24 protein-coding genes are annotated in these 25,777 nt (G+C 63.7%); 8 read left to right on the top strand and 16 right to left on the bottom strand.

Annotated elements, in window-relative coordinates; translation table 11 throughout:
• Positions 1-36: 36 nt before the first annotated feature.
• Positions 37-741, top strand: a complete 705-nt coding sequence (locus QQS38_RS13320; protein ID WP_479645837.1) for a FadR/GntR family transcriptional regulator — start codon at positions 37-39, stop codon at positions 739-741.
• Positions 742-755: 14 nt separating this feature from the next.
• On the opposite strand, the gene QQS38_RS13325 is transcribed toward QQS38_RS13320, so the two are convergent.
• Together QQS38_RS13325 and QQS38_RS13330 are read right to left on the bottom strand one after the other, a co-directional pair.
• Positions 756-1,337, bottom strand: coding sequence for a low affinity iron permease family protein (locus QQS38_RS13325; protein ID WP_479645838.1), 582 nt, complete (start codon positions 1,335-1,337; stop codon positions 756-758).
• A gap of 155 nt (positions 1,338-1,492) precedes the next feature.
• Positions 1,493-2,392 carry a LuxR family transcriptional regulator gene (locus QQS38_RS13330; RefSeq protein WP_479645839.1) on the bottom strand — a complete coding sequence of 300 codons (900 nt, stop codon included), beginning with the start codon at positions 2,390-2,392 and terminating at the stop codon, positions 1,493-1,495.
• 126 nt (positions 2,393-2,518) lie between these two features.
• Here QQS38_RS13330 and QQS38_RS13335 point away from each other — a divergent pair, with 126 nt between their 5' ends.
• Positions 2,519-3,310 carry a helix-turn-helix transcriptional regulator gene (locus QQS38_RS13335; RefSeq protein WP_479645840.1) on the top strand — a complete coding sequence of 264 codons (792 nt, stop codon included), beginning with the start codon at positions 2,519-2,521 and terminating at the stop codon, positions 3,308-3,310.
• 58 nt (positions 3,311-3,368) lie between these two features.
• Here QQS38_RS13335 and QQS38_RS13340 read toward each other — a convergent pair whose 3' ends face one another.
• Positions 3,369-4,304, bottom strand: a complete 936-nt coding sequence (locus QQS38_RS13340) for an autoinducer binding domain-containing protein (RefSeq protein WP_479645841.1) — start codon at positions 4,302-4,304, stop codon at positions 3,369-3,371.
• 717 nt (positions 4,305-5,021) lie between these two features.
• On the opposite strand from QQS38_RS13340, the gene QQS38_RS13345 reads away from it, so the two are divergent.
• Positions 5,022-5,735, top strand: coding sequence for a hypothetical protein (locus QQS38_RS13345; protein WP_479645842.1), 714 nt, complete (start codon positions 5,022-5,024; stop codon positions 5,733-5,735).
• 32 nt (positions 5,736-5,767) lie between these two features.
• Here QQS38_RS13345 and QQS38_RS13350 read toward each other — a convergent pair whose 3' ends face one another.
• Entirely contained in the window at positions 5,768-6,646 is an 879-nt protein-coding gene (locus tag QQS38_RS13350) for a helix-turn-helix transcriptional regulator (RefSeq protein WP_479645843.1), read from the bottom strand.
• Positions 6,647-7,045: 399 nt separating this feature from the next.
• On the opposite strand from QQS38_RS13350, the gene serB reads away from it, so the two are divergent.
• Positions 7,046-8,026 (top strand): phosphoserine phosphatase SerB, encoded by a 981-nt coding sequence (gene serB, locus QQS38_RS13355; RefSeq protein ID WP_479645844.1) that lies wholly within the window; start codon positions 7,046-7,048, stop codon positions 8,024-8,026.
• A gap of 50 nt (positions 8,027-8,076) precedes the next feature.
• Here the strand turns inward: serB and QQS38_RS13360 are convergent, their stop codons facing one another.
• The 5 genes from QQS38_RS13360 to QQS38_RS13380 form a co-directional block, all read right to left on the bottom strand.
• Positions 8,077-8,796 (bottom strand): 2OG-Fe(II) oxygenase, encoded by a 720-nt coding sequence (locus tag QQS38_RS13360; RefSeq protein WP_479645845.1) that lies wholly within the window; start codon positions 8,794-8,796, stop codon positions 8,077-8,079.
• A gap of 92 nt (positions 8,797-8,888) precedes the next feature.
• Positions 8,889-9,575 (bottom strand): prolyl 4-hydroxylase family protein, encoded by a 687-nt coding sequence (locus QQS38_RS13365; protein WP_479645846.1) that lies wholly within the window; start codon positions 9,573-9,575, stop codon positions 8,889-8,891.
• A gap of 14 nt (positions 9,576-9,589) precedes the next feature.
• Positions 9,590-10,288, bottom strand: a complete 699-nt coding sequence (locus tag QQS38_RS13370) for a 2OG-Fe(II) oxygenase (protein WP_479645847.1) — start codon at positions 10,286-10,288, stop codon at positions 9,590-9,592.
• A 48-nt stretch (positions 10,289-10,336) separates the two neighbouring features.
• Entirely contained in the window at positions 10,337-10,783 is a 447-nt protein-coding gene (locus tag QQS38_RS13375) for a hypothetical protein (protein ID WP_479645848.1), read from the bottom strand.
• A gap of 520 nt (positions 10,784-11,303) precedes the next feature.
• Complete coding sequence (locus QQS38_RS13380; protein WP_479645849.1) at positions 11,304-11,789, bottom strand: HD domain-containing protein; 486 nt, start codon at positions 11,787-11,789, stop codon at positions 11,304-11,306.
• Between the two features lie 560 nt (positions 11,790-12,349).
• Between QQS38_RS13380 and QQS38_RS13385 the strand changes: the two genes are divergently transcribed.
• A complete protein-coding gene (locus tag QQS38_RS13385; protein ID WP_479645850.1) occupies positions 12,350-15,577 on the top strand; it encodes an autotransporter in 3,228 nt (1,075 codons plus the stop codon).
• Between the two features lie 40 nt (positions 15,578-15,617).
• Here QQS38_RS13385 and QQS38_RS13390 read toward each other — a convergent pair whose 3' ends face one another.
• The gene (locus tag QQS38_RS13390) at positions 15,618-16,325 is read right to left on the bottom strand and encodes a DUF3455 domain-containing protein (RefSeq protein ID WP_479645851.1); all 708 of its coding nucleotides are present in this window, start codon (positions 16,323-16,325) and stop codon (positions 15,618-15,620) included.
• Between the two features lie 448 nt (positions 16,326-16,773).
• Here QQS38_RS13390 and QQS38_RS13395 point away from each other — a divergent pair, with 448 nt between their 5' ends.
• Positions 16,774-17,238 (top strand): lytic transglycosylase domain-containing protein, encoded by a 465-nt coding sequence (locus QQS38_RS13395; RefSeq protein WP_479645852.1) that lies wholly within the window; start codon positions 16,774-16,776, stop codon positions 17,236-17,238.
• 80 nt (positions 17,239-17,318) lie between these two features.
• Here QQS38_RS13395 and QQS38_RS13400 read toward each other — a convergent pair whose 3' ends face one another.
• Entirely contained in the window at positions 17,319-18,569 is a 1,251-nt protein-coding gene (locus QQS38_RS13400; RefSeq protein ID WP_479645853.1) for a hypothetical protein, read from the bottom strand.
• Positions 18,570-19,242: 673 nt separating this feature from the next.
• On the opposite strand from QQS38_RS13400, the gene QQS38_RS13405 reads away from it, so the two are divergent.
• Positions 19,243-21,357, top strand: a complete 2,115-nt coding sequence (locus QQS38_RS13405; RefSeq protein ID WP_479645854.1) for a winged helix-turn-helix domain-containing protein — start codon at positions 19,243-19,245, stop codon at positions 21,355-21,357.
• Between the two features lie 188 nt (positions 21,358-21,545).
• Here the strand turns inward: QQS38_RS13405 and QQS38_RS13410 are convergent, their stop codons facing one another.
• Together QQS38_RS13410 and QQS38_RS13415 are read right to left on the bottom strand one after the other, a co-directional pair.
• Complete coding sequence (locus QQS38_RS13410; RefSeq protein WP_479645855.1) at positions 21,546-22,871, bottom strand: hypothetical protein; 1,326 nt, start codon at positions 22,869-22,871, stop codon at positions 21,546-21,548.
• A gap of 315 nt (positions 22,872-23,186) precedes the next feature.
• On the bottom strand, positions 23,187-23,801 hold the full coding sequence (locus QQS38_RS13415; protein WP_479645856.1) for a GNAT family N-acetyltransferase: 615 nt from the start codon (positions 23,799-23,801) through the stop codon (positions 23,187-23,189).
• Between the two features lie 222 nt (positions 23,802-24,023).
• On the opposite strand from QQS38_RS13415, the gene QQS38_RS13420 reads away from it, so the two are divergent.
• On the top strand, positions 24,024-24,539 hold the full coding sequence (locus tag QQS38_RS13420; protein WP_479645857.1) for a hypothetical protein: 516 nt from the start codon (positions 24,024-24,026) through the stop codon (positions 24,537-24,539).
• A 73-nt stretch (positions 24,540-24,612) separates the two neighbouring features.
• Here QQS38_RS13420 and QQS38_RS13425 read toward each other — a convergent pair whose 3' ends face one another.
• From QQS38_RS13425 to QQS38_RS13435, 3 genes are all read right to left on the bottom strand, one after another.
• Positions 24,613-25,080: a type III secretion system chaperone family protein gene (locus tag QQS38_RS13425; RefSeq protein ID WP_479645858.1), complete on the bottom strand. Its 468-nt coding sequence runs from the start codon at positions 25,078-25,080 to the stop codon at positions 24,613-24,615.
• Positions 25,081-25,216: 136 nt separating this feature from the next.
• The gene (locus QQS38_RS13430) at positions 25,217-25,381 is read right to left on the bottom strand and encodes a hypothetical protein (protein WP_479645859.1); all 165 of its coding nucleotides are present in this window, start codon (positions 25,379-25,381) and stop codon (positions 25,217-25,219) included.
• Positions 25,382-25,534: 153 nt separating this feature from the next.
• Positions 25,535-25,765: a type III secretion protein gene (locus tag QQS38_RS13435; RefSeq protein WP_479645860.1), complete on the bottom strand. Its 231-nt coding sequence runs from the start codon at positions 25,763-25,765 to the stop codon at positions 25,535-25,537.
• Positions 25,766-25,777: the final 12 nt, after the last annotated feature.

Raw genomic sequence — 25,777 nt, forward strand, 5'->3', positions numbered from 1 at the left:
TACAATGCTGGTCCGACCAGACGATTCTTCTGCACGATGAGAAGTAGCACACAGACGGTGACGGAAGCGGCAACCGCGACCATTCGCGGGCGGATCGAGCGCGGCGAGTATCCCGTGGGCAGCGTATTGCCGGCCCAGCGGCAATTGTCGGAAGAACTCGACATCAGCCGGGCGGCGTTAAGAGAGGCCTTATCGACGCTCGAAGCGCTAGGCATGTTGACGATACGGGCGGGCAAAGGCGTCTATGTGCAAAGTGCGCAGGCGCTCGGCGGCCAGGCTTGGCGTTATGCCGAACAGTCATCGCTGCCCGATACCTACCAGGTTCGTTACGCCTTGGAGGGTTTTGCCGCGCGGATGGCGGCGCTCGCGATGACCGACGAGGTGATCGCAACGCTCGAATCGAATATGGCGCGCTTGCACGACGCGCTGGCCGAAGGCGATCTCGATGCGGCGGCCGAACTCGATTTTGCGTTCCATATGTCCATCGTCTCGATGGCCGGCAACGGCGCCATCGAGGCGATTTTGCGCAGCAGCGGCGAAATCATGCAGGAAAGCCAACGCCTGCCGTTCTACCGGCGCGACCTGCTGCAGTCGACTTATCGGGAACATCGAGCGATCGTCGACGCGCTCAAGGCGCGCGACGCAGAAGCGGCTGGGCGCAGCATCGAGGCGCACATCACCGCGGCGGCGCAACGCGCGGGCGTGCATTTTCCTACGCCGCCGCGCGAGCCGGGGCGCTGACGCGCTCGCATCGTCTATTTCCGAGGGTCGCCTGTCGGGTCGACCTTATCCTGCGGCGCTGCATCGAGGTTGTGTTCGTGCTCGCCGCTCGGGGCGGCTTTCGCTTCGCTTACCGATTTGTCGATCGTCTCGCGATCGGCCTTCGTCGTCGCGGCCTTCTTGGCCAGTTCCAAGTACGCATTGGCGATCCGGCGCAAGTCCTCTTCCGATGCGTCTTCGATGCCGATCAATTGGTTGTTGGCGGTCCGATACGCGGCAATCAGTTCGTTCAGTTTCAGGTGAACGGCGACGCTGTCCTTGTTCTGGCTTTGCTGGATGACGAACACCATCAAGAAGGTGATGATGGTCGTGCTCGTGTTGATGATCAGTTGCCAAGCGTCGGAATAATGAAAGAAGGGCCCGCACAGGCCCCAAATCACAATGGCCGAGACGGCGAGCGTGAACGCGATGGGCGAGCCGGCCCACCGTGTCACCGCGCTGGCGAAGCTGTCGAATGCGCGGGTGAGGGGATGGCGATTCGCGTACGCAGGGCTCGATGAGTCGGGCACCGTCTCCAACGGGGCGGTGTGCGGCGATTGTTCGTCGTCGTGGCGCATGGCGAGGCTCCTTCTGATTCGGCGGGCGCTATGACGCTGCCGGCTGCGAGGGTCCTCCAGCAACGCTTGTGCCTGATGGGCCGCAAGCCCGTTGCGATCCGAGCGCGGGCCCTAATCTCGACCTGCGTCGTGCGCGAGGCGAACGGGCGCCAGCGCTAGATCAGCTCCAGCTTCGACGTGAGGTAAGTCAACTCCGTGCGGTTGACTACGCCAAAACGCTTGCGCAGCTTGCGCAAGTGATAGTCGACGTTGTGCGCGCTCGTCTGCAGGCGGCGCCCGATCTCCTTGTCGGAGGCCCCCTCGGCGATGCCGAGCAACAACTCCCGCTCGAATTCGGTCAAGCCGCCGGAGGTGCGGTCGCTTGCGGCTGCAATCAATTGCTGCGACGCAATCGTATGGACCGACATGCCGATAGAAAGCGCCTGTTCCAAGATGGTCGACGAAATCCAGTCGCGGCTGCGGTGTTGCCCGGTGAAACTCATGAACGCGTGCAGCCGCGTACCGGGAATCGACATGGCGAACATGAGGCCGCTGCGCATGCCGTCTTCCCTCATCGTCCGGATGAAGCTCTCCAAGCCTTCCTGCGTGCCGTCGTCGTGCTGCGCGCCGGATGGTTGTGTCCGCAACTGTTGTAAATCCCACACGAGCGGTAGGCTTCCACGCCGGGCCGCGCGAGTGCGGGGGTCGACCTCGTGATAGCGTTCGCGCACGTATTCTCCGCGGTAGGTGCCGGGCGTGAAGGCTTCGTGCAAGAACAGGCGTTCGATGCGGTCGCGCACGACCTCGAGCCCGAAGTAAGCGAAGGTGGAAAAGCCGATCAGATGGAGCAGGCCGCTCACCATGCGACCACGCTCGCACGCGTTCTGCGCCGCGGCCAGCGCGGCGGCGACGCCGAGCCGCGGCGCATGGCGGGCCGGCGCACCGAACTGGCGAGGGTCGTTGCACCAGACCACCTCGATCGGCCGGACGCGAGCGCCCGTTGCCGGTTCGGAACCACACGTCTGCGCGAGTGGCGCAAGCGCCGAGTCGTCTTTGCGCAATGCAGGGTAATGCATCGGTCAGCCTCCGATCGAGAGTCATGCCGCGGCGCGACGCATGGTTTGATCGAACCGTATGGGCGCGCGTAACATCGCGTAATAATAAACGTAAAAAACGATACCGGCGGGAGAGGTTCTCTTTTGATGACAATAGACGACGAATTTCCGGCGCTCGTATGGTTTTCGCAAGCCGATGCGCTCGCGTATCTGCGCGAAATCGATCCCGGGATCGACTTGGGGGCGCACGAGGCGCACTTGCGCGAATGCCGCGAGCGCTTGCGGCAGGCGGGCTTTTCGTCGCTCTCGTATATGGCGTTGGAAACGGTCGGCCGGCGCATACTGCGTGCCTATACGATGCGCGAGCTGGGAGACATGTCATTTACCACGGCTTATTTGAAGAATCGGCTGTATGAAACCGATCCCCGGCTTAATTCGCTACGTGAAAGCGGTCTGCCCGTCACTTGGCATCTGGATCAATTGGAGGAGCGCTCCAATTCCGGCGAACCGCGAGTGCGCAGCCTTTTATCGACATTGCGTGCACACGGCATGCACAGCGGACTGATTTTAGGCCTGCCGGCGCCGCGCGCCGATTTGCGTGTTGCCCTCAGCTTGACCTCGGAAGCGGTCGATACGCGGTGGATCGACGATCGGGTGATGGGCGGCGTACTGGCGGCGAGCCTGACGGTGAGCCGCCTGATGCAGCCGTATATCGACGACCGGGCGCGGCGCGCGCGGATCGTCACGTTGACGAATGAGCAGGCCGATGTATTGGAACGGCTCGTGAAGGGCGCGTCCGATCACGAAATTGCCGTGCAAATGTCATCTTCGTTGCACCGCATCACGCATCACGTGAAGACGCTGCAAAAGGCCTTCAATGTGGAGAACCGCGCGCAGCTTGCCTATCTCGCGGCGCGCTGGGGATGGAGACAGTCGTGATGCGGCCGCGTTTGGGAAGGTTCGCTTCGTCGCGCACGGTCCTGCGCTTGGGCGAGCGCTACAAATTGGCGTCGCTGCGTGCGCCGGACGCGCCGAGCACGCATCCAGCGATATAAGCGAGTTGCACGCGATTGGTTGCGCGGTAGAGCTTCTTGAGTTGGCGCACGTAATAGTCGACGTTGTGATGCGATGTGCCGATACGTTCGGCAATGTCCTTGTCGTTCAGACCGTGCGTGACGAATTCCAGAATCGCGCGCTGGATGTCGCTCAATTCGATCGAGTACGTCGGGCGATGAAGTTGCGGCGCTCGCAGCGCGAGGAACTCGTGCAAGCCTACCGCCAGCGCGTACGCATGGCCTATCGCCATGTCGGGCAGTCTCGCCTTCGTGGCTGCCGCGCTTGAGAAGATGACGACGCACTTGTCGAGCGCATCGGGGGTGCCCAGGCCGAACGATACCCCCGACACCATGCCGGCCTCACGCGCGGCCGCCGCGAAGCGCGCCGTGCGCGCCACGGCCGCCGTGTGGTTCGGGGCGGACGGAGCCGACCCGCCGATGGCCTGAGCGCCCCCGCCGGCAACCGGCGCCGCGGTGGCGAGCGTCGACAAGTCCCATAGCATCGGCCATTCGTGGCGCGACGAATAGGCGAGCCGCGCATCGATTTCATAGAAGCGCTCGCACAAGTAGCGTTGCGCCCAGCCGGTCGGGGAAAATGCGTCGAAGTAGGCGAGCCGGTTGATCGTGTCGCCGATGCGCGAGACGCGCATGTAGCACAGCGTATCGAAACCGGCCGCGCGCAGTGCCGGGCGCAGCAATGCCTGGCGTGCTTGGGCGTTGTCCGCTTTCGCCAGCTCGTGGCCGATGCCGGCAAGCCGCTGACCACCGGGCGCGTCGCAGTCGGGGATTGCATCGGTCGCGCCGTCGAGATCGGCGTCGCCGAAAACCTGGAAGTTCGAAACATCGGTATTCGTGTCGCTCGTGCCATACCGCTTCATATTTCTTGCTCCGGGAAAAGCATGCCCCCGCATGCCGAACGTGAAAGGGAACAGTATTCCAGCGGCGGCCGCGTTCGCGCCAGCAGCGAAGCAGTAGTCGCCCTATGGATTTGCGTGCGCTAACCGGGCATCACTACGAAAGTTCGGGTTTCCGCTCGCACTTTCGAGGCAATCGACCGCCCTCGGTAAGAGATGCCTCGTGCGAGCGCGGGGGCAGGTAAGACCCGCCTACTGGTGTTTTTGAAGCCATCCGGAAGGCAGGCGAAGCGCAGCACGCGCGCTGGACGCGCAGTGCCATGATTGCGCTGGAATCGGGGCCCGGCAAAGACATCAGGGTATCACCGGCGCCTCGATCGACATGTCGGGATGCGAAGCCAATCGGATGAGAGCGCACCGATTCGCTGCGGGGCAAGCGCGATGCGCTACCGGTCACCCGATCGAGGTCAGCGGCGGCTTCGCGCCGGTACTCGGCTAGCGCATCGACCTCTTGCGCGCAACGCTGGGAGTGGCGCCATCGAGCGAAGCATTGTTCGCATAGTCGGCAATGGGTTCGTGTGCGTCGCGCTGTGCGTTACCAGGCACGCTATGCTTGGCGCTCATGCGAACCTGCGCCCGCACGAACCTGGACGCAAGCGACGCCGCTCGGCGCGTTGCACGGACCAAAGCGGGCGCGCGGCCACGATTGGCCCGATCGTGCGATGACGAGGAGCGTTTCACGTGCATGGCCCCATCGATTGCGAACCGCAGCGGCATCAGCGCGAGCTCGTCGCTCAGTCCGTCACACCGGCGTATTCGAGCGCAGGTTTACTTGCCGAGCGATTGCCGTCGCGGCTCGACGGTCCGGCGCTATTGGGCGACGTCACCTTGCCGCACGAAAGCGTCGAGCTGCTGTGCGACATTTGCCGCGCGCACGGCGCCGAGCCCTACTTTCGCGCGCATCGCCCTTCGTTGACGGCCGCCGAGAAAGACAGCATCGTTGCGCCTGCCCGTGTGCAAAAGACGGTGACGATCGAGCTGGACGGCAGGTTCGCTCTATGCACGGCGATCGGCGACGCCGTACTCTCGCGCACGCTGCTCAGGGATTTAGCCGAGCGTCTAGGCCTGACTAGGGCGGCCGCCAAGAAGGCGCACGTCAATCCTCGAAAGCTCGACCCGATGGCTTGCTTCGAAATGGCGCCCGGGATGGTGTCCCCTTTCTTGCGCCCGGGCCGCGAAACGCCGATTCGCGCGGTCGTGCTGACCGACAGCTCGGTCACCGGCGAGAGTGCAGAGTGCGGCCTAGTAGCAGTGTCGCTATCGCTGCGATGGAGCTTGTTGTTGGACGCCGCGCGCTTCCCGAGCATTTTGCGCGACTATGCTCGCCAAGCCTATCCCCAGGTTCAATGGATCGATTTGCGCGGCCATGAAAACGCGAGTCCCATCCGTGCCTGAGATCGGCGCGGCGGCATGGCCACGGATGAGCTTCAGACGACGAGCAGCCTGCCCGCGAGGTACGCGAGCTGCACACGATTGAGTACGCCGTATTTCTTGCGGATTTGGCGCATGTGATAGTCGACATTGCTACGCGACATATTCAACTGCTGAGCGATTTCGCGGTCGCTCAGACCGGTCGCGGTGAAATTGAGGATGCGCCGCTGCAGATCGGAAAGGGTGGGCGTTTGCGCCATCGAAGCCATTTGCTCGGCCAAGAATGCATGCACGCCGAGGCCGAGCGCATAGGCTTGGCCGACTACGCGATCGTCGATCCATTCGCTCGTGCGGTTGACCGAGCTGAAGATCATGACGCTGTGCTCGAGACTGGCCGGATCGACGAGCCCGAACGCGATGCCGCTGCGCGTGCCGCAGGCATCCGCATCGTCGAGAAAGCGGCGCATCCGCTCGCCCGATTCGCCCACCGCGATTGCGCCGTCGGCCGCGAGCGTGTCGTGGTCCCAAACGAGGGGGCCGTTGTGGCGACACGCGAAGGCCATCCGCGGATCGAGGTCGAAGTAACGCTGATCGACATAGCGCTGCGCCCAGCCTGGCGGCGAGCATAGATCGAAGTAGCGGGCGCGGTTGACCATTTCGCCGAGCCGCACGAGCCGACAGTAGCAGAACCAATCGAAGCCTATCGTGCGCAGCGCGATGCGTAGCAACTGTTGGCGCTCGTGCGCGGAATGGGCGTTGGCGAGGTCGGTTGCGATTTCGGAAACCCGGTCGCGGCCGTTCGGTTCGCCGCGACGCACCGCGTTCTTACCGACGACGAGCTGGCAATCGGCGACTTCGATGAAGTCGATCGCTTGTCGGGTGCCCAGTGGGTCGCTTCCTTTGGGCGAGCGCTTGCGCGTTTCGGGTTGTGTCATGAAGTCCTCCATCATAGGTGCGGCACGGCGCGTGGTCGCGCGACGTTTCGTGGCTTTCGACTATAGTCGCGCGGATGTCGGCCGGGGAACTGCGTCGTTCAGTAGTGTTTCATGCTCATGTCCCGACGGATTCGCCGCTTACTACGAATCTCATGGTTCGGGCGGAGGCGGCGCGCTCTTACACTTTGCGTCGCCGCACCGCGGCGATTCCGCTCTTGCTTCGACCAACTCACTCCACTCCATTCCGGTATGCGCAGACCATCCCTAAACGTCCAATCGCGCGGTGACGCGTCCTCGAAGCTACCGTCGGGCAAACCGTCGACGTCGCAGGGCGAACTTGCGCGCGAGGGCGTTTCCTCGCGCAGGCGCGAGCCATCGAATGAGTTGGCCGCGTTGGCAATGTTGGGCACGAAGCGTCGCAGTGCGCCCGTGCGTGCGTCCGCCACGGTGGTCGAAGACCGCTTGAACCACCTCGTCGTGCAAGCGCCGTATCTGCCCGACCATGTGTTGGACGAATTCATCCGTTTGATGCAGCCGGCCGGTTCCACCGTGCGCCTGCCGCTTGCGACGGGCGATGCCTATCGCCTGCACGACGTTGGACGCGTGGCGCCGGAGCGCGCGATGCGATTGCAGGCGCTCGCCGAGCGCCACGGTGTGGACATCGCGGTGGTTCCTGGCTGGCGCAGCATCGATCGCATCGGGCTCGTCGCATCGGATATGGACTCGACGCTCATTTTGGGCGAATGCATCGACGCCATCGCGCGCAAATGGCAGTCGATTCTCGACGCGCGCGGCGTGACCGGGCGCGACATCGGCAAGCAGATCGAGGCGATCACGACGCGGGCGATGAATGGGGAGATCGATTTTGCCGAAAGCTTGCGTGAACGCGTGGCGCTTCTAGAGGGCTTTCCCGTTTCCGAATTGCGGGAGGTCTATCGCGAACACGTCGAGTTGAGCCCAGGCGCGCGCGAAATGATTGCTGCGTTCAAGGGCGTCGGGGCAGAGGTGGGCGTGCTTTCGGGCGGTTTCACCCATTTCACGGAGCCATTGAAGGCGGATCTGGGCCTCGATTTTCAAGCTGCCAACGTGCTCGAAACCGATGGCGAGGTGCTGACCGGGCGCGTGATCGGCGAGGTGTTCGATGCGCTGGCCAAGGCCGATCAAGTGCGCGCGAGGCGACCGGCGGGCGCGATGGCTGCGGCGGTGGGTGATGGTTCGAACGATGTGCCGATGTTGAGCGAGGCGGATGTCGGCGTTGCGTACCACGCCAAAAATGGGGTGGCGCAAGCGGCTAGAAAACGAGGCGGCGTGATTCACGAGGTGAAGCACGCTGGACTCGACGCGCTGCCCAATTTGTTTCTTTCGAGGGTAGGTTCGTAGGCCGCCCGGCGGCCCCGGCGCAAGCGGCCTGCTCGGACCGCAATGGCCGATCAGTCGCGGTGCGATTGCACTCGCCGCTCGCGAACTTGGGGCCGAGCGCACAACCACGTCGTTGCGATCCATTTGTGGCCGGCCGATACCGGCGTGGAACCGTGCACGAAGCGTCGATCCGGCTCGGTAGCCGTTCCCGGATAGCTGAAAAACAGCGCATTTCCTTTTTGCGGCGTGACGAACAAGCCGTCGAGCAGCGGAAACACCGTGTTCCCCGAGCCCTCGCAATCGTTCAAATACACGATGAGCGTGGCCAGGCGTTGGCCGCGCCGTTTCAAAGCGTCGTGATAGGCCGGGATAGCCGGGTCGAAGTAATCGTGATGCAGCTTGAATCCGTCGCCTACTCCATAGTACGACAGTTGCATGGGCTGAAAGTGCGAACGAGGCCAGCGTGTTAGCGCCTCGATCCGCCGTTCAATACGCGCGATCAAATCGTGCTCGGCCCCGAAAAGCAGGCCGACATGTCCGATGCGTGCAGTCGTGAACGATCCTTCACCTGTTACCGCGCTGACGACCCGTGCGGATTCGAGCGTGCCGCTCGATAGCTCGATCAACGCGTCGCATTCGGCATGGCTCAGAAAGCCTTCCAGGAGAACCATTTGTGAGGATGCAGGCGCGAACGCGCGATGAGCGAGGATCCGAGGAGCGCTGCCGTCCGGGAAGCGCACCGCGCTTTCGCGTAGCTCGATCGAGGGATAGGTCGCGTGTGGTGAATGCATGCTTCTAGTCTCGCTTTCCACGTATTCGGCCCTTCGACGATTGGCGCATGGCACCCAAGCGGCGCGTGTCTTCATCGACGCAGTCACCCCCGTCACCCGCGCCATTCATGTTGCTTTCGCGCCAACCACTTCGTGGCGATCCAAGTTTCGCCGGCCGCAATCGTCAACCCGCCGAGCGTGCCGCGGCCGTCGGCCGTCTCTCCCACATCGGGATAGTTGAAAAACACTGCATTGCCTTTGTGCGCGCAGACGGAGAGACCCGTTTGCGCAAACGAAATTTCACCTGCGCTTGGGCAATCGGTGAGACACATGAGGACGGTGGCAATCGGCCGTCCGGCGTGTCGTGCATCGGCGTCGTGCTCCGTATCCTGCAGATCGACGGCGCCGCGATACATCGCGAGGTCGCGGCCCTCGCGGTAACGCGTGACGCGCAACCCGTAGGCATCGCCGACGGGCCACTGCGACAGCGCCGCGATGCGTGCCTCGATCTTCGCGATCGAGTCGCTCTCGGCGCGAGCGAAGTGCGCGTGTTCGACCGTTTCTGCGCGACGATGGAGCGATGTCGATGAGCTGACATCATCAGCCATCGCGGGTTGCAGCCGCGCGCCCGATAGCGAAACCAATTCATCGCACTCCGTCTCCGACAACAAGCCGCCCAATACGACGATTTGAGGGGCAAGCTCCGGCGAAATCGAATACGCGTGCAGCTTGACGCGGTGTCCGTCGGGGCAGGTCAAGATGTTTTGCTCGATGCTGATCCAGGGGTAGGTGGTGTCCATGATGTCGGGCGATGTCAAAACTTGATTGGCGTCGAGGTGGGGGATTGGCGCTCGCAGAGCCACGTCGTCGCGATCCATTTCTCTCCTTCGAGAACGGGGCCGGCGGCGTGCAGGCAACTGGTATCGGGCTTGCCATCGGCGTTCGGGGGATAGCGGAAGAAAAGCGCATTGCCTTTTTGCGGGCAGACGAACATGCCGTCCAGACGTGGAAACGCGGTGGCGCCCGAACTAGGGCAGTCGTTCAGGTACATCAGAAACGTCGCGAGACGCTGTCCGTTGATCTCGAGGATCTTCTCGAACGCGGGCATGTCGGGGTTGTAGCAATCGTGGTGCGGCTTGTATTGCCCGCCAATGCCGTAGCGGATGATTTGAACATCCTGGAAACGATCGACGGGCCATTGCGTCAGCGCTTCGATTCGCGCTTCGATTCGCCGGGTCAAGTCGTATTCGGCGCCGTCGAAGGCCACCATATCGGCAACGCGCGCCGGTGACACGAAGGCGTCGCCCGTTTTCGAGCTGACGACTTCGGCGGGGCTCAGCCTGTTTCGTGCGAGCTGGATCAACTCGTCGCATTCGGCGTGCGTCAGGAAGCCTTCGAGCACGACGACCTGCGGCGCCGCCCCGCGTGGCTTCTTGTAAGTCAGCACGCGAGTCCGATGACCGTCCGGCAAGACAATATTGTTTTCACGGATATCGATTCGGGGGTGGTCCATAGGGATTGAGCTCGCGGAAAAGAATGACGATGATCGATCGATGGCGGGTCAAGCTGCCGGGTCACAAGCGTGTTCGCTCACTTCGTAGATGGTTTCGTGCGCGCATCGCGAGACGAACCTCAAGAACTCGCCGGTCTTGACGGTCTCACGGTGGATTGGGGCGACTTTCGTCGTCGAGAGCCATTCCCACCCGTTCTCGGACGAGAAGGTGGCGGGCGGCATGTGGTACAAAAAGCCTGCTGCGTCCCAATCGATCGTGTCGTCGCTCACGGCAACGAAAACCACGTTCTGCTTGCGCCAACACCTCGGCCGCTGGAATGCGCCGGGCTTCGTGGCGCGGCATCTCAAGGCAAAAGCAAGGCCGATTCGCCGGTCATCCGATGCATACACGCCCTTGCAGCATTGCGGATCGGTGGTCGGCGTCGGAAATGAGGGCATCGCCTCGTCGAAAAGGTAGGGGCTGCCGTGATACAGGACGGATGGTTTTTCGAACATACGGATCGGGAAATGTTCAGGCACACATCGGGTCCGGTCCGAAGCGCCTACGGGAGGGCATCGCAAGCGCTCGCACCGAACCATGGGACATTCGGCTGCCGGAACGGCGAGGCAAACACGAACGCCGTGCTTGCCTCGAGGCCGCTACAGGCCGCTTGCGCTTCCGCTGCGCGGCGGTTCCCACGCAGCGTCTTGCCGGTCCACAGCGCCCCCCTGTTTGCGCAACATGGCCAACATTGCAAGGTTTTGGCTGAGTACCGGAGCTTGAGTCGCTTGGCCCGGCTGCATGGCCGCCTTTCGATCGGCGTTCGGTTTCGTAGCGGGCGTGCCCGTGGAGATAGGCGAAATAGACGTGATACCGGGAGCGGTGATCGTCATATCGAGTTCCCTGTTGATGAAAGGAGTAATGAGAAAAATGGCCTACTAGACCGAGTATTCATGCGTTGAGAGAGACGCACGAATTGGGTTGATCGAGCGCCCTGATGGAGAGCTTCGATCGTCAGCTTGAATTGGAAAGATTCTATTGAATATCGGCGATTACAGTCGATGTATCGTCGATAAAACGCTTTGCATGTTCCGATATAAAATCAGGATGAGGTTGTATGCCGACTCGACCTAAATCAAGACGATCTCCATCCCAACACGACTGAATAGTCGGATCCGAATGTATCCAGCCATCGCTGTGAAAGCGAATCGCGGTGCATAACTGATCGAGCTGCAGCTCGGACAAGGTGTAAAACGTGCCGTTCAATCGATAGGCGAATTCCGCCCCTCTTTCTCCGTGCAATGGATCGAGTCGTTCGGCGATTCGGCAGCAGTCGTGTAGATAGGCGAACAATTCGACGACGAGCAAATCCGCACCGCTACGCATACCGATTTGCGTGCCGAAGCAATGCACGCGAAGCCAGTGATTGATGCCATGGATTCCATTCCAGTCTATTTTGAATTTTTGCTCGAGATGCGCTAATAGACCGCGACGATCGTACGTCGATCCCTCGATATTCATGTTCGATATTCGTTAAAAAGATTGCTTGATCGGGTGGCGCGCTATAAGCCGTCGATCGATTGTTGGGTTTAAAGCCGTGTTTGCGTGAAACGGTGAAAATGGGTTGATGTGAAAGCAGTGTCGCTATAAGACTATAAGGCCACCGCCGATGCGCTCGTTCATGCGAAGGGGTCGTTGGTGAAACGAAGTTCTCCTCGTTTTAGGCGCTGTTTCGGAGGGCAGGAAACGTAAGTTATGGGGGCGGAAAGCGTGGGTCCCTACGAGAACGGCGCTAGCTCCATTTCGTTCGCCAGTCCACCGCTTCGCGCCGCGACATGGCCGATGAAGCGGCGTGTCACATTCGGCCCGCATAGTGCGACCCGGTTCCACTACGCCATGCCGTCATGCCCGATTTCAACTGGCGCAAAGTCTCGCCGCGCAGAACCGCCGGCGAAAAGCAGCCTGATGTGCAATCGGCCGGGGTATCCGGGGGGGCAACCCCCGCATCGTCGAACGCGGGTTCGCAGCCTTGCGCACCCGGCGCGCCGCAGCCGGTGATCCCTCATGGAGCACTTGAAAAGATGAAGCGGACGCTATCGCGTGCGAGGCATGAGCTTGGCGCGCGCAGGGTCGATGTGAGCACGGCGTTCTACCAGCACACCAAGCACGGTCAAAGCTCGGGTTCGACGCGTTTCGTTCACAGCGGCAAGCTCGGCGAGGCAAACGCCCCATTCGTGGAGGCGGCCGGAAACACGCCGCGAATCGATACCGCCCAACTCGTCTCGCAGGTGATCGGACGCCCGAGCGCTCGCACGGCATCCGGCGGGTATCCGGCCGCGTTGTTCGTCGGCACGGCGCTCGATACGATCACGAACCCAGATGCGCTGCGAGCCTATGTGCGGCAGCTATTCGATGACCGGTCGCATTATGGCGCGCAAGCGAGCCTGCTGGCGCGCACGGCACACGAGGTGGCTTCGCGCAGCAATCTGCCGCCCAGGACCGAAGCTGCAGCAGCCATGCGCGGCGCGCTGCTGGCGCTAGCGTTGCGGCAGGCGGGCATAACGCATGCAGCAACAGCGCAGAGTGCGCTCGCGCGCATCGGCTCGCTCGATTTCGACACGCCTCACACTTGCGTGTCCTCGAATGAAACCGACCGCGAGGCCTGGCTGACGGTGCGCCTGCTCGCGCGTTCGACCGAAGGCTTCGGAATACTCGATGCATTGCGCACCTCGGCATCCGCGCCATTCAAGGACGATGCGCACCGGGCGGCGTTCAAGACGCTGCTCGAGAGCGCCGACGTGCTCGATCCATTGCCGCGGGAGGCGCCCGCGCTCGGCGTGCACGATGGCGCGCCTGGCACGGTCTCGTTGCGAGCCAAGATCGGCCGCGGTCCGCTCGGGTTCGATGAACGCGGGCCGCACGCTTTGGCGAGGCGCGCCTTCGACGCCGCTGCGGCTCGGCTGGAACGGGGGCGCGATGCGCTGACGCCGGATCAAAAAGGAGCGCTCTTTGCGTGGCAGCAGTCGTTCACCGAAGACGGACGCGGCACCGAGCTGTCGAAGGTTCGCGAGCGTCTGAACAAGTTCGTGCTGAAGACCATTCCGCGCGTTGGCGAAAGCAGATGGAAAACGCTGCTGCCGCGCTTATTTCGTGGCCGAGAGGGATCGCCCCTGTCCGCATTGCGGCTCGGGACGCAAGGCGCGACCAGAAAGACGGCGATGCAGGAGCGGGAACTCTATAGGCAGGGGCTGCGCGAGAGCCTCTCGGCGTTGACGTCGAATCCGGCGATGCAAAGCACAGCGGTGCTCACGCATGCGCGACCGAAACATTCGCTGGTCGAGCTGGCCGCGTTGCATACGTGGCTCGAGCGAGGCGGCTTCGCGCACGAACGTATGGACGAAGACGCTATCGTCGCGGTGGCGCGCCGTGCACAACAGATGTGCGCCGAACTGGACAAGGTAAAAGGCGCACCTCCGGAGGTCTTGGCCGACTTGCGGCGCGCCACGGCATGCTGGGCCACGATGACGCCGCAGCAACTGGCCAAGACCAAGCCGTTCAAGACGGTTGCCAAACGAGCCTATACACCGGAGCGGCTCGCGCTATGGGGCAAGGTCGCCCGTGTGCCCGACGACTCGCTGTTCTGGAAGTCGCTCGATAACCTGCGCTCGCTGGCTCGCCCGAGTGGCCCGACGCTCCCGGCGAGGTCCTTGGTGCGCGCGGCCGCCGAAGAGCTGTTCGGGGAATTCGGCGGGCAGATCGGTGCGACGCTCGAGACCGAACGCCTCGATGACGTGCGCACGATGCTCAAAGAGATGATAGAAAATTTGCCCTCCAGTGCGCGTTTGCGATTGGCGGACGGCGGTAGTCAACGCGTGAGCACGAGCGGTTTGAACGCGATGACGCATGCGGGCGTGCTTCCCATTTCCCCGCGACTCACGTTGCGCGCGTCGCGCTCCCGCGAAACGGTGGTCGAATTTGCGCATGGCACGCACGGTTTCGAAATGTTCGTCGGCAGGGCAAGGACGTCGCAACGGCAAGTGGGTGCCGGCGTGCTCGTCGGCTATGACGTCGAAATGGCATTGACGAATCTGCGCGTGGGGCTTGCCACCAACGTCACCTTGCACTCTCAGGAGTTGACGGAGGCCTCGGGCGTCACGGTGCGCGTGCCTCATCGGCTCAAGCCCGACGGCAGCGGATTCGACGACAAGGCGACCCGAGCGATCTTTTGGGATGTCGTGGAGCATTTCTTGAACGAAGCCACGCAGCCGCGCGACGACGGGGCCAACGGCTCGTTCAATCGGCTCGCGGAGCTGGGGCTCGACCATCCCGACGTCTCGATCGGTTGGACGGACACGCGTGCTAGGACTTCCAAGCGGGGCGTCACGGTCGATGCGACTGCGAGCGCCAAGCTCTTGAGTTTCGGCCCCCTGTCGGCGCGCGATCCGAAATCGGGCAAAACGGCAAAGCTCTTTGGCGTCAGCGCGGGCCCTTCCATGGGGATGGGCTGGGAAAAGTCACGGCAGGAAGGCGGCATGACCGAGCAAAGCGGTCGCCATCGGATCGAGCAGCGGTATGTTGGGGCGGGCAACCTCCTGCAGTGGCGCGGCGGTGTTGCCCCGGGATTCTCGCATTCGCTCGATGCGAACGGGCGCAGCAGCGTGGGATTGCTTTCTCTGGACGCCTTGGTCGCGACGGTCGGACTCGCCGACAATGGCGGCACCGCCAAACTGACGCTGTCGATCGAAAACGACAAGCTGAACTATCGAGCGACCACGCTCGAGCGAGAAGAGCTCAGCGCGACGCGATACGCGGAGACGATCGAGGGAGCGGGTGCTCATCTCGCGCGCATGCTGGCGGCAAATCATGAGTCGCAGGCACAGGGCGCAGCGAGCAAGTCCGAGGCGCTGGCCGACCCGTTGTCGCTCGCCCGCGCACGCGTGCAGGAGTACATAGCGACCGTGCGCCATAATCGCCAGTTCAATCATGCGTACAAATACGGGTTGAGATTGCTTCGCGACCCGGCCGCTTCGATCGATATGCTGACGGCGCTTGCGCAGCAAAGCGGCCACGATCCGGAAGTGGATGCGTTCGTCGAAGCGCGGCGCGGCGACATCCTCGGCAATCCGAAGGCGTGGGTGCCGCGCAAGCTGTCGATCAGAGAGCGTAACAGCGCGACGCGCAGCCCCGGGCTGAACATCGGCATCTCGCTCAATACCCGAACGAGCGCGACCGGAGATCACGATTTCGCGAACTTGAGCGTGCCGTTCCCCGTGCTCGAGGCGGTCGACGACGAAGGGCGTTGGACATAGTCCGGCGCAGTCTCGCTGGCTACGTCGCCGCGGCTCACGCTCAGCGCGCGGGCAGGGGGAGCGTCTTGCCGGACACCGAGGCGCTCTGCACTGCGCTGGTGTCCGCACCGGATTCGGAGCTTGCCGCGTTTGCGCCGGCCGGCGCTCGATAGATGAGGTACGTGGCGCGATAGGGCGCGTAGAGCATGGCGCCTTCGGCGGGGCAGGTCCCCTCGGGCGCCACGCCCCCCTTTGTGTTGACGCGTTGGATCAACTGCGTGCGAGCGAATCGCCCCGCGCCTGCCTGTTCGCCTGCATTGAAACGCGAAACGAGTCGCGCCCAGGGCAAGTCCTGCTGGCCCATCGACGCCTTGGCGTCCACCCGAGTGACGGCGTAGCTTCCGTCGTCGGCCATGAAATACCCGCCTGGCGCGGCTGTTCCGATACGCTTTCCGGCTGAATCGAAGAGCGGCGATTCGACGCCTCGATACGCCCAGGACAGATCGTTGCCGCTGCGATTGCATTCATAGACGGCTTCGCCGCGCGCGCTCAATACATCGGCCAATATGGCGCCCGGGTACGCGCGTAGTCCTTCCGGCAAGTCGCTATTGACTGGAGGCGAGGGCGGCGCGGCACAGCCGGTCGCGACGATGAGCAAGGTGATCGATAGGCCGTGCGCCGCGATGGCCGTGCGACGACCGGCCTTGCCGGCGGCCCGGCTGAATCGGCTCGCCGCGCCGGTCGCGATATCGTGATGTTTACGCTGCATGACAAGTCCCCCGTCCGGCTGCCCGGCCACTGTTGTGCGGAGAGCGACGCCGCGTGCACGCGCGCCGGTCGAGCCGCTTAGTCAAGATGACCAATCTTACTGGGTGCCTCATGCGCTTCGATGCTGCTACTTCGTCTGTGCACTCAGCGCTTCGCTATCGCGTGAAGCTGTGCGAGCAATAGGTCGAGATCGCTGAGAATCGAGCGGTCGTGCTCGCGTTCGTTTTCATCGTTCGAACTTCGCTCATGAAGCCGTGCAGCCGCGGCGCTGGACGCACAATGGCGCATCAAAACAATGACGGCCTCATGCGCCTATTCAGACTTCAATGAGCGTCTCATCTTCACCTTCAGCGCACGAAGCCTCTCGCCGCAAGGGCTTTGCCGTCTCCAGGGGGCGTGCGCTTTTTCTCTCTCGTGCCGGGTTCGCCTGCCTGATCGGAGTCTGGGGCATGGGCGCGGCATCGCTCGCGTATGGCAACTGCTTCGACGATGCGGCTGCGTATCAACACGTCAACCCGCTGATACTGCGAGCGATCGCATGGCAGGAATCGCGTAATCGTCCCGACGCCAAGCATGTCAATGCAAACGGCTCGATCGACTACGGCGTGATGCAGATCAACACCATTCACTTGGCTACGCTGGCGCAATATGGCATCGACAGAGAGGCGTTGATGTCGCCCTGCAAGAACATTTATATCGCGGCGTGGCAACTGCGCCGGCAAATCAACAAATACGGCAACACCTGGGCGGCGGTAGGCGCCTATCATTCCGCCACGCCCGCACTGCGCGACGAATACGCGCGCCAGATCGCCGCTATTTTGCGGCGCTGGGGAATGCTGCCGCAACAACGAGAAAGCGCGGTGAACGAGGCGCACGCATCTGCGCGGTCGACGAGCGCGCTTGCCTCCGAGTAGCGGGACAATCCCGCGCCGATTCGGGATCGAGCGGTGTGGAAGGAAAATCGGTCGGGCGCCGCAGCGCGCCGGCCTCGGGCTCAAACGGTCTTTGGCGTGGCGAAGTCGGTATCTTGGTTGTCACGCAAGAATGCGGCTTGCGCCCCGGCCGTCAGCGAACCGAATACCTCGCGCAGCGCAGCGTGAAGCGCCTCCGCGCCGCGGTTGGACAAGTTCCTTTCTTCGGCATGCAGCTTCCGGAAAGCGATTAGCTGTTCATCGACACGGCCACTCGGCGTGCGAGCGTCGTGCGAGAGCTGCGGGATCGCTTGCGCGAGATTCGCGAATCCCGGCGCGCGTTCGCGCACGACCGGATAATTGCGCAGCCCCTGCAGCATCTGGTTGAAGACCTCCATTCTCCGTTCCGGTGCGAACCTTTCCAACACTTGCTCGGCGGTCTGCGCGCCCGCCGTATTGTTGGGGTACGCACGCCCGGCGGGCGGCGCCGGTTGCCGGGCGCGGGCATCGGATGGCTGCGGCGGCACAGGCGGCGATGAGGCCGCGCTCGCTTGCTGCGCTTGCGCTTGCGCCGGCGCCGGCCTCGCAGGCGCGCCGTAGCCTGCCGGCGGCGGCCCGAAGGCGCCGGTTGGCGCTTGTGCTGCCGGATGCTGCCCCGGCGCGCCATAGCTCGGGTGCGGCGGGCCGAACGTCCCCATGGGCCGCCCGGTCATGGGCGGTTGCGGCGTAGCAGGGCCACCGCCTTGCTGGGGCCACGCTTGTGGCGTCCTAACCGGCCCTTGCTGCGGCGGTCCCGCATAGGCGGGATAGCCTTGCTGATACCCGCCGGGCAGTTGCGGCGGCGGGCCGTAACCTGGCGCAGGCATGTTGCCGGGTTGCTGCATCGGGTACATCTGCTGCCCGGGTTGCTGCATCGGGTACATTTGCTGCCCGGATTGCTGCGTCGGGTACATCTGCTGCCCCGATTGCTGCCCGTGGTACGTCTGCTGCCCGGGTTGTTGCCCTTGCCAAGCGACGGGTTGCTGCTGTGCGCGTTTTCGCAGGTGTTGCCGAACCGCTTTCACCCCCGCACCGATGCCGGCGCCGAACACGAACGAGCGCAAGATGACCGGAATGCCGATTCCCAGCACCGTGCTCGCTCCGAGCCCGCCAGCGCCGCTCGATAAGGCGGCAAACAACTCGAGCGTCGGCATTGCCGAGGCGATTGCCCCGCCGATCAGCACCGGTCGCACGTAGCCGCGCGCACGACCGGGTTGCGTCGTCGCCTGGTAGGGCTGCGCGTAGGGCTGCGCCTGCCCCGGGCCGCCGTTGGGGTACGGCTGGCCGTAGCTCACCGGCGCTTGCTGTGGAGGTTGGCCGGGCGCTACGTTTCCATGCTGGGAAGGATGCCCCGAGGGCTGCCTCGAGTTGCTCAAGAAATGCATGAGTTGCCGAAGCCTGCCCGGCTGCGGCTGCCTTATGCCCGCCGTTGGGGCATGTGCCGGTCGTGGCGGGATGCTCGGCCCGAATTGCCCTGCTGCCTGACTGGTCGGGCGGCCTGCGGGCGGCTGCGCAGCGCGCTCCGGCGGTTGTCCTGCATGGTCGGGCGGCACGCCCCGCGGGGCGCCACCGGAAACTCTGGGGTCGGACATAGCGATCCTTCGGTGCGACATGAATGCAACGGTTGATTCCGAATCTCGAATGCTGAACGACATCCGCCTGTCATATGGCGACATGCGTTCAATCCACGAGACGATACAGGGCCGCCGGCGCGACTCGCCCCCTGAGCACGAAGGCGTCGTTTGCGCAGCGAAGCTTGCGCGACCGAGCGTGCCGAGGTTCCGGCGCATGCGTTGCCTCGAGGGGGCAGATCCGGTCGGATGTTGCCGCCGCGTTCGCCTCCGTCCTTCTTCGGGGCGTAAATGAGTCCAAGCCAAGCCTTCCAAAAGTTCGCGAAACTACGAATATTTGCGCATTTGGCGACGCAGTTCGCGACGAGAATGTATACGGGCTCCTCGGAGATTGAAGGTGACGTTGCTGCGACTTACACGACCCGTCGTCGTTTTCGGCCGGTATCGGTTGTCACGAGACCCGCTGCGTCTCACCGCGGATGGCGTGCCGGTTGCCGTCGGCGCTCGCCCGCTCGCTCTCTTGTCGGCGCTCGTTGAAGCCGATGGCCGGCCGGTGTCGTTCGCCGAGCTCGCGAACCGCATTTGGGGCCGCTCGAACGTCGAGATCAATTCCGTGCAGGTGCAGGTGTCGGCGTTGCGCCGTGCGCTGGGCGAAGATCGCGATCTGATCGCCACGATGGCAGGGTTCGGCTATCGTTTTGCCGGCTCCGTCAGCCTCCTCGAGGCGCAAAGCACGGCGCCCGCCGCGCGCGAGCCGGCGACCGCCTATCCGCTCAGTGCCGCGCTGGGCATTCCCGACCCGTCGACGGCATGCTCGCCGCTGCGTCGTACGCCGTTTATCGGCCGCTATGCGGAACTCTCCGAACTGCTCGGCCTGATGTCGACGTCTCGCGCCATTACGCTGGTCGGCGCGGCAGGACTGGGGAAGACGCGTCTCGCGCATGAGGTCGCGCGGCGCGTGGCCACGCATTTCCCCGACGGGATCGGGTCGGTTGCGCTATCGCCGCAGATGCCGCCGGAGGGCCTCGTTCGTCCACTTGCGTTGGCGTTGCGGATCGAGCGGGCACACGATTGCAGCACGCCGGAACAATTGGCCGCCGCGGTCGGCGGGCGCCGCTTGCTGCTGATCGTCGATTGCTGCGCACGGTTGAGAGCGTCGCTCGGCGAGGTGATCGCAAGGCTTCTGACCGCTACACCCGCGCTGCAGGTGATCGTCACCTCCACCGAGCCACTGTGGATCGGTCATGAACAAGTCGTGACCGTCGGTCCGCTCAGCGCGCCGCGTCACCGCGATTTCAGAATCGAAGAGGCGCTAGCGTCCGACGCGTGTCGCCTGCTGCTCACCCGCTTTGCGATCCTGCGCGATGCGCATCGGCACAAGCTGGGGCGGCGCTCGAGAATCGATGCCGATGTGGTTGCCGCGCTCGAGGCGGATGGTTGCACGCCAGCCGCAGTCTCGATGGCCGCGCTCCTCACGCGGCGGCTCGGCGGCGCACCGCTCGCGCTCGAACTTGCCGCAGCGGCGGTCGCTCATTGCATGGACGAGCGCGTGCGGCTCGAGGCCGCGTTGCTGACGTTTGCAAGCAAGCTCGATGAGCGTATGACTCGCCGTGGGGGAAAGGCCGACACTGCGCTCTCGCCCGAGGCCGCGATCGCGATGGTAGTCGGGCTGCTCCACGACGAACTCGATGACGAAACGCAGGCGCAGCTGCGTTGGCTCGGCATTTTCAGCGGCGAGTTCACCCGCGATGCGGCGATCGGTATGTTGGTGCAGATCGCGCCGCCGGGGGATGGCGGCAGCGAAGACGCGGCGCGAACGCGGGCGCAGTGCGAGTCGCGTCTGGACGATCTGCTCAGTGGGGGCCTGGTCGAGCGGATCGAGCGCAAGGGCGCCGTTGTTCTGAGGCTCCCAGTGCCGGTCCGTCTGTTCGCGAGCGATGCGCTAGCGCAGAAAAACGAGTTGGGACGGGTGGCTGCAGCGCATGCTCGTTCTCTCGTGGCACGGCTTGCGACGGACTTGCAGCTCGGTGTCTGTGCGGCTGGCGATGAGAGGGGGCGTTTCGAGCTTGAACTCGACGAGCTTCGGGCCGCGCTCAAATGGTCGGTATTCAACGACCGATTCGAAATTGCGATCGCGCTCATCGAGGCGTCTGCTCCGCTCTGGCGCGCGTTGTCGCTGGCGAAAGAGTACGTGTGCATGATTCGGACCGTGCTGACGCGTGTCGGTGCAAGCGCGTCGCTGCGCACGCGGGAGGAAATGAGGTTGTGGAAGGCGTTGGCGAACGAGTTGCTGCTGACGCAGGGGCCACGCCATGAGACCACGGCCGCCTGGCGCAAGCTCTATGAGCTTGCCAGTGCGTGCGCCGACGATGTGTATCGACGGCATGCGCTCGCCGGTCTCATCGAGTGTTTGCCGGAAACGTGGGAAATGTGGAGGGGGGGAGGGGCGCTCGTTTCCGTCGAGGGAAATGCGCAACCTTGTCTGAAAGACCGGCGCCACGTCGAGGCGTAGGGGCCGATCGTGGCGCCAAGGCGCGGGGGTAGTCTTCCGTGCGAGGCCGCCAGGCGCGGTGAAGCTCTAGCGGACCTAATATGCCTTCGCCGTCGGGCCCGCGCTCAGTCCTCATCGCCATGCGCTTGAGTTCGACGCTACGAGCTCGGTGGCGGGCGTGAATCATGGGCCACCCAGCCTCGATCCGATCATCGGGCGCCGGAGAGCGCCAAGGGGTCGCCCTCGTCTACGATGCTTGGATTCGGTGAGCTCGGCATGGGGCGCTGCGCGGGTCTCGCAGTTTGAGCCGCTGGTTGCGCGAAGCGCTCCGAGAGAGTGGTCACGCCGTTGCCGCCGGCCCAGAAGCCTGCCGATGCATTGGCGGCCGGGCTCGCGCCCATCTCTTCCCCTTCGCCGGGCACGACGGACTGGAAGCCCGAAGCGCTAGCGGAGGCTTCAGGCTTCGCATGACGAGGCCGCGAAGGGGGCAGGTTGCGGCGAGGCTGCTGCGCTTCGTCCGGCTTGGCGTGGCGAGGCCCCCCCGAAGGCGGTTGAGCGCGCTCAGGCTGCACGGCAGGTCTGGCATGGGCCGGTTGCGCCGCCGGTTGGGGCAGGCGAGGCTGCGCAACCGGCCGAGCGGGGCGAGGTTGCGCTACTGCTTGGGGCGCAAGAGGTTGTGCCACCGGCTGGGCGCCTTGAAGCTGCGCCGACGGGGGGCGCGCAACCGATCCCGCCTGAGGGGGCATCATGGGTTGCTGCTGCGGGTCTTGATGGGGGGCGGGTCCTTGCCACGCCGGGTATGGCTCGGGCTGTTGCCACGGGCGGTGCGGCTGTGAGGGATCTTGGTATGAGTTCATGTCGCCGTGCGGGTTCATGCCGGCGTACTGGTTCATGGCATCGAACTGGTTCATGGCCCCGTACGGAGGCACGGCGCCGTTCGGATCCATGCCGCCGTACGGGTTCATACCGCGATACGGGTTCATGCCTTCGTTCGGGTTCATTGCACCGTACGGGCTCATGCCTCCGTTGGGGTTCATGCCTCCATACGGGTTCATTGCACCGTTCGGGTTCATACCGCCATACGGGTTCATACCGCCATACGGGCCCATGCCGCCATACGGGCCCATGCCGCCATACGGGCCCATGCCGCCGTACGGGTTCATGCCGCCGTACGGGTTCATGCCGCCATACGGGTTCATGCCGCCATACGGGTTCATACCTCCATACGGCCCCATGCCACCATATGCGAGTTTGTAGTAGTGCGCGCGCCGTATATACGAGTAGGCGGCGACGCCGATCAGCACTGGGAAGAAACCGAAACTGCTCATCGCGGCTGCACCCACCACGCCAATGGCCAGCGCGGCGGCGCCATGGCCTATCGCCGTCAACGCTCCGCCGGCGCCTCGCATTCCTGCAGCGCGGTAGCGTGCCTGGGCGGCGTCGGGCTGGGTGTACGAGGAATAAGCGGGACCGTAGTTCGCCTGGCCGCGCGGCGCGCTCGAATCGACCGGGGGGATCGGTGCGGAAGCGTCCACCCCGCGCGCTCTGAATGTCGCGCGTGGTGCGTCGTTCGGCGTCCCGGATCGACGGGAAGTCAGAAGTTCGGAGAGCCTGTGGAGCCGGCCCCCGCGTGCGCGCTCGGTGGTCTGGGGGCGGGCGGCGCTCGCGTTCGCAGGGCCGTCCGATGGCCCTACCGCCGCCCCGGCGGGGGCGCCCGAGGGTGCGGGAATCGGACCGGGTATCAATCTAGGGGTTGTAGTGGACATCAAAGTGGTCCTCTGAAAACACGCCGACCGGAGCGCTTGCCGGCCTTTGGAGATCGGTGCGCGCCGGTATGCTCGTGCCCGGCGTCAGTCAAGCTCGACACCGAAATGCCGATCCATCCATGCAAACGCCTCCCCCACGTGGGGCGGCACCAAAGGGCGAGTCATGGCGTACAGATAGCTGTCGCCGGCGGGCAGCCCGAGATTGGGGCGGGCCTCGTAGTTGGTCAGCTTCGCTTCGAGCGTGAAGCCGAGACGTTCCATCGCGGTGTACGCGTTACCGTCGACGGCGCAGCATGCAAAGACGCGATAGATCTGCGGCTGCGCAATCAACCATTTGAGGAATTTGCGCAAAGCGTCGAGTCCTGCGCGCCGCCGCCGGGCGCCGCCGCGACGGCTGATGATGACGCCGAATTCCGCGCGGGGCGGCCGCGGCTGCAACTCGATCATCCCCGTGAGCCGGCCGCTCGCCTTGTCTTCCAGCACCCAACGCGGCAGCTCGCCGCTTTGCCAATCCTTTTGCGCCATAGCGATGAAAGCGAGCGTTTCCTCGAGTGTCGTATGGCGAAGATAGGTGAGGTGGCGCACCGTGTCGGGATCGCTGAACATTTCGTCGAAGAGTGATTGAGCGTCGCGCGGCTCAGGCGGGCGCAAAAGGAGTTCGTCGGATTCGATCAATTCGGGCGCGTGAAACGCAGACATCGACCACTCCATACGAGGTTGTTCGTGCGAGTTGCATTTTGTGGCGTGCTCGGCGGGAACAGGGCCAGTGTCGCGAAGCCGACCCTGTCGGAGCGAAGGTGTTCGGGCGGCCAACGCTCGCTTCGCATGTATCGCGGCGCGTGTCGATCGTTCGGCCTATCTTCGTAGCACATTCGGCATCTCGACGCCGGTTCCGCGATCTCGACAGATAGGCCTATTGCGATGAGCACGCCCACTACCAAACTTACCGTCGCACGCCCGACAGCGGCGCCGGCGCCCACTGGGCCGGCGGCCGCACCGGCGCCGCAGGTCGATGCGGGGGCGGCCGAAGCACGCGAGTTGTCTGGCCCGCTGAAACTGCTGGCAAACAAAGGCAAAAGCGTGACGTCGAAAAAATGGACGAACGGTTCCTTTCGCGCAAGCAAAAATGCCACGGGTGCGTCGCCCGACGCCGCATCGCCTTCTGCAGCGGCGGCTGCTGCGCCGTTCGTTCCGACGGGCTATTCTCTGCCGCCCGGTGTAGCCGGTCCTTCGATGCAGAATTCGGCGCAAATGCCGCCGCAGCAAGTTCGACAACCACCGATGCCGACGATGCCGCCCAATCAGCCGATGCGCCCGCCGATGTTCAACGACGGGCAATCGCCATTGCACCACCTATGGAATTCATTGGCGAAAATCGGCGAGAGCATGGCCGGACTCATCCAAGCTATCGCAAGGGCGATGGCGAACGTGCATTGAGCACGCTTGCTCGAGCGGCGTGCCGATCGTTATCGTCGCCGCTCGGGTTCGATCTTGATCGGCGTCCGCCGGATCATGCCCTCAGCCAGATGAATTCGCCCGAGACGAGGCCTTCGAACATGTCGTCGGTCGATTCGATGATGTTCTGCCGCCAATAGCGCCCGTGCTCGGCGTAGTGCGCGAGCAAATCGGCGAGCACGCCCCCATCGACGTCAGGAGTCATCGGCACCCGTAGCACCAGCACGATGCCGCCCGTATCGGTGTCGAGCCCCAGTTGTGCCTGGTCCTGCGCGTAAATCACCAGATTCGCTTCGAGCATCAACCGAAATACGATGAGGGTGCGCCCAGCTGTCACCGCGCCGTAATGGAAGTTCGCGTACATCGCTTCGAGGTCGTTGTCGAAGTAATCGAGCCGGACGTCGAAGCCTTCCACTTCGATTTGGCGCGTGCGCAATACGTGGTCGACATCGGGCAGCCCTACCGTGTCGCAGAGATCGCGGACCAATTGCGCGTAGCGTTCTGAACCGTCAGAGCTGGTCAAGGTACTCGGGGCAACGAATGTGGCTCGAGCGAGCCGCTAGTAAAAACGGCCGGCAAGCGCCAATGGCTCATGCCGGCCGACATCGGTACGACAGCGCGCAACAGAAGCACGCGCAGGCTGCAATCAGCCCGGCACGTCAGTGCGCCGCGCCCGAAACCTGGGAGACTTTGTTCCCAATGGACGTCGCTAATTTAGCAACGGCATCGGCCGCGCTCACCTGCAAGCTGTTGTTGGCCGAATCCGTCTGAAACTTCATGCTGGCCGCCGTCATGATGCCCTGTTCGGCGTCCGCCGTTGCCATGGCTCCGAGAGAAGTAAGACTACCCATATGCCCTCCTTGGTCAGAAGTTGAAAAGTTGCCTGATTACATATAGACACGGACGACTACGACTCCGTGCAAGAACAGCTCGATACCTGTGTCTGGTACTGCCAGTGAGCGGCGCTAAGCCGCCGCTTACCTATCCTGCAAGTGAGAAACGATTCGGCTTGCGGCCAACATGCCTCGATACAGCTTGGCGAGGTTGTCGCGATCGATCTCGGTGGCGCCCGTGGCCGCGCTGATGTTCCTTGCGCTCGCTTCGAGCGCCTCCCGAATCGCGGTCAAGCGTTGGCTCGCGGCAGGATCTGCCAGCGTGCCCTTCAGGTTTCTGAAGTCGGTCGCGCAAGATTCGAATGGCTCGTACATTTCCATCATCTC

Source organism: Trinickia sp. Z7 (assembly GCF_056498045.1).

What these genes read in the sequence shown, in the direction of transcription:
- QQS38_RS13320 (WP_479645837.1), top strand. Translation starts at nt 37, where the DNA reads ATGAGAAGTAGCACACAGACGGTGACGGAAGCGGCAACCGCGACCATT.
- QQS38_RS13325 (WP_479645838.1), bottom strand. Translation starts at nt 1,337, where the DNA reads ATGCGCCACGACGACGAACAATCGCCGCACACCGCCCCGTTGGAGACG.
- QQS38_RS13330 (WP_479645839.1), bottom strand. Translation starts at nt 2,392, where the DNA reads ATGCATTACCCTGCATTGCGCAAAGACGACTCGGCGCTTGCGCCACTC.
- QQS38_RS13335 (WP_479645840.1), top strand. Translation starts at nt 2,519, where the DNA reads ATGACAATAGACGACGAATTTCCGGCGCTCGTATGGTTTTCGCAAGCC.
- QQS38_RS13340 (WP_479645841.1), bottom strand. Translation starts at nt 4,304, where the DNA reads ATGAAGCGGTATGGCACGAGCGACACGAATACCGATGTTTCGAACTTC.
- QQS38_RS13350 (WP_479645843.1), bottom strand. Translation starts at nt 6,646, where the DNA reads ATGACACAACCCGAAACGCGCAAGCGCTCGCCCAAAGGAAGCGACCCA.
- serB (WP_479645844.1), top strand. Translation starts at nt 7,046, where the DNA reads ATGTTGGGCACGAAGCGTCGCAGTGCGCCCGTGCGTGCGTCCGCCACG.
- QQS38_RS13360 (WP_479645845.1), bottom strand. Translation starts at nt 8,796, where the DNA reads ATGCATTCACCACACGCGACCTATCCCTCGATCGAGCTACGCGAAAGC.
- QQS38_RS13365 (WP_479645846.1), bottom strand. Translation starts at nt 9,575, where the DNA reads ATGGACACCACCTACCCCTGGATCAGCATCGAGCAAAACATCTTGACC.
- QQS38_RS13370 (WP_479645847.1), bottom strand. Translation starts at nt 10,288, where the DNA reads ATGGACCACCCCCGAATCGATATCCGTGAAAACAATATTGTCTTGCCG.
- QQS38_RS13375 (WP_479645848.1), bottom strand. Translation starts at nt 10,783, where the DNA reads ATGTTCGAAAAACCATCCGTCCTGTATCACGGCAGCCCCTACCTTTTC.
- QQS38_RS13380 (WP_479645849.1), bottom strand. Translation starts at nt 11,789, where the DNA reads ATGAATATCGAGGGATCGACGTACGATCGTCGCGGTCTATTAGCGCAT.
- QQS38_RS13385 (WP_479645850.1), top strand. Translation starts at nt 12,350, where the DNA reads ATGAAGCGGACGCTATCGCGTGCGAGGCATGAGCTTGGCGCGCGCAGG.
- QQS38_RS13390 (WP_479645851.1), bottom strand. Translation starts at nt 16,325, where the DNA reads ATGCAGCGTAAACATCACGATATCGCGACCGGCGCGGCGAGCCGATTC.
- QQS38_RS13395 (WP_479645852.1), top strand. Translation starts at nt 16,774, where the DNA reads ATGGGCGCGGCATCGCTCGCGTATGGCAACTGCTTCGACGATGCGGCT.
- QQS38_RS13415 (WP_479645856.1), bottom strand. Translation starts at nt 23,801, where the DNA reads ATGTCTGCGTTTCACGCGCCCGAATTGATCGAATCCGACGAACTCCTT.
- QQS38_RS13420 (WP_479645857.1), top strand. Translation starts at nt 24,024, where the DNA reads ATGAGCACGCCCACTACCAAACTTACCGTCGCACGCCCGACAGCGGCG.
- QQS38_RS13430 (WP_479645859.1), bottom strand. Translation starts at nt 25,381, where the DNA reads ATGGCAACGGCGGACGCCGAACAGGGCATCATGACGGCGGCCAGCATG.
- QQS38_RS13435 (WP_479645860.1), bottom strand. Translation starts at nt 25,765, where the DNA reads ATGTACGAGCCATTCGAATCTTGCGCGACCGACTTCAGAAACCTGAAG.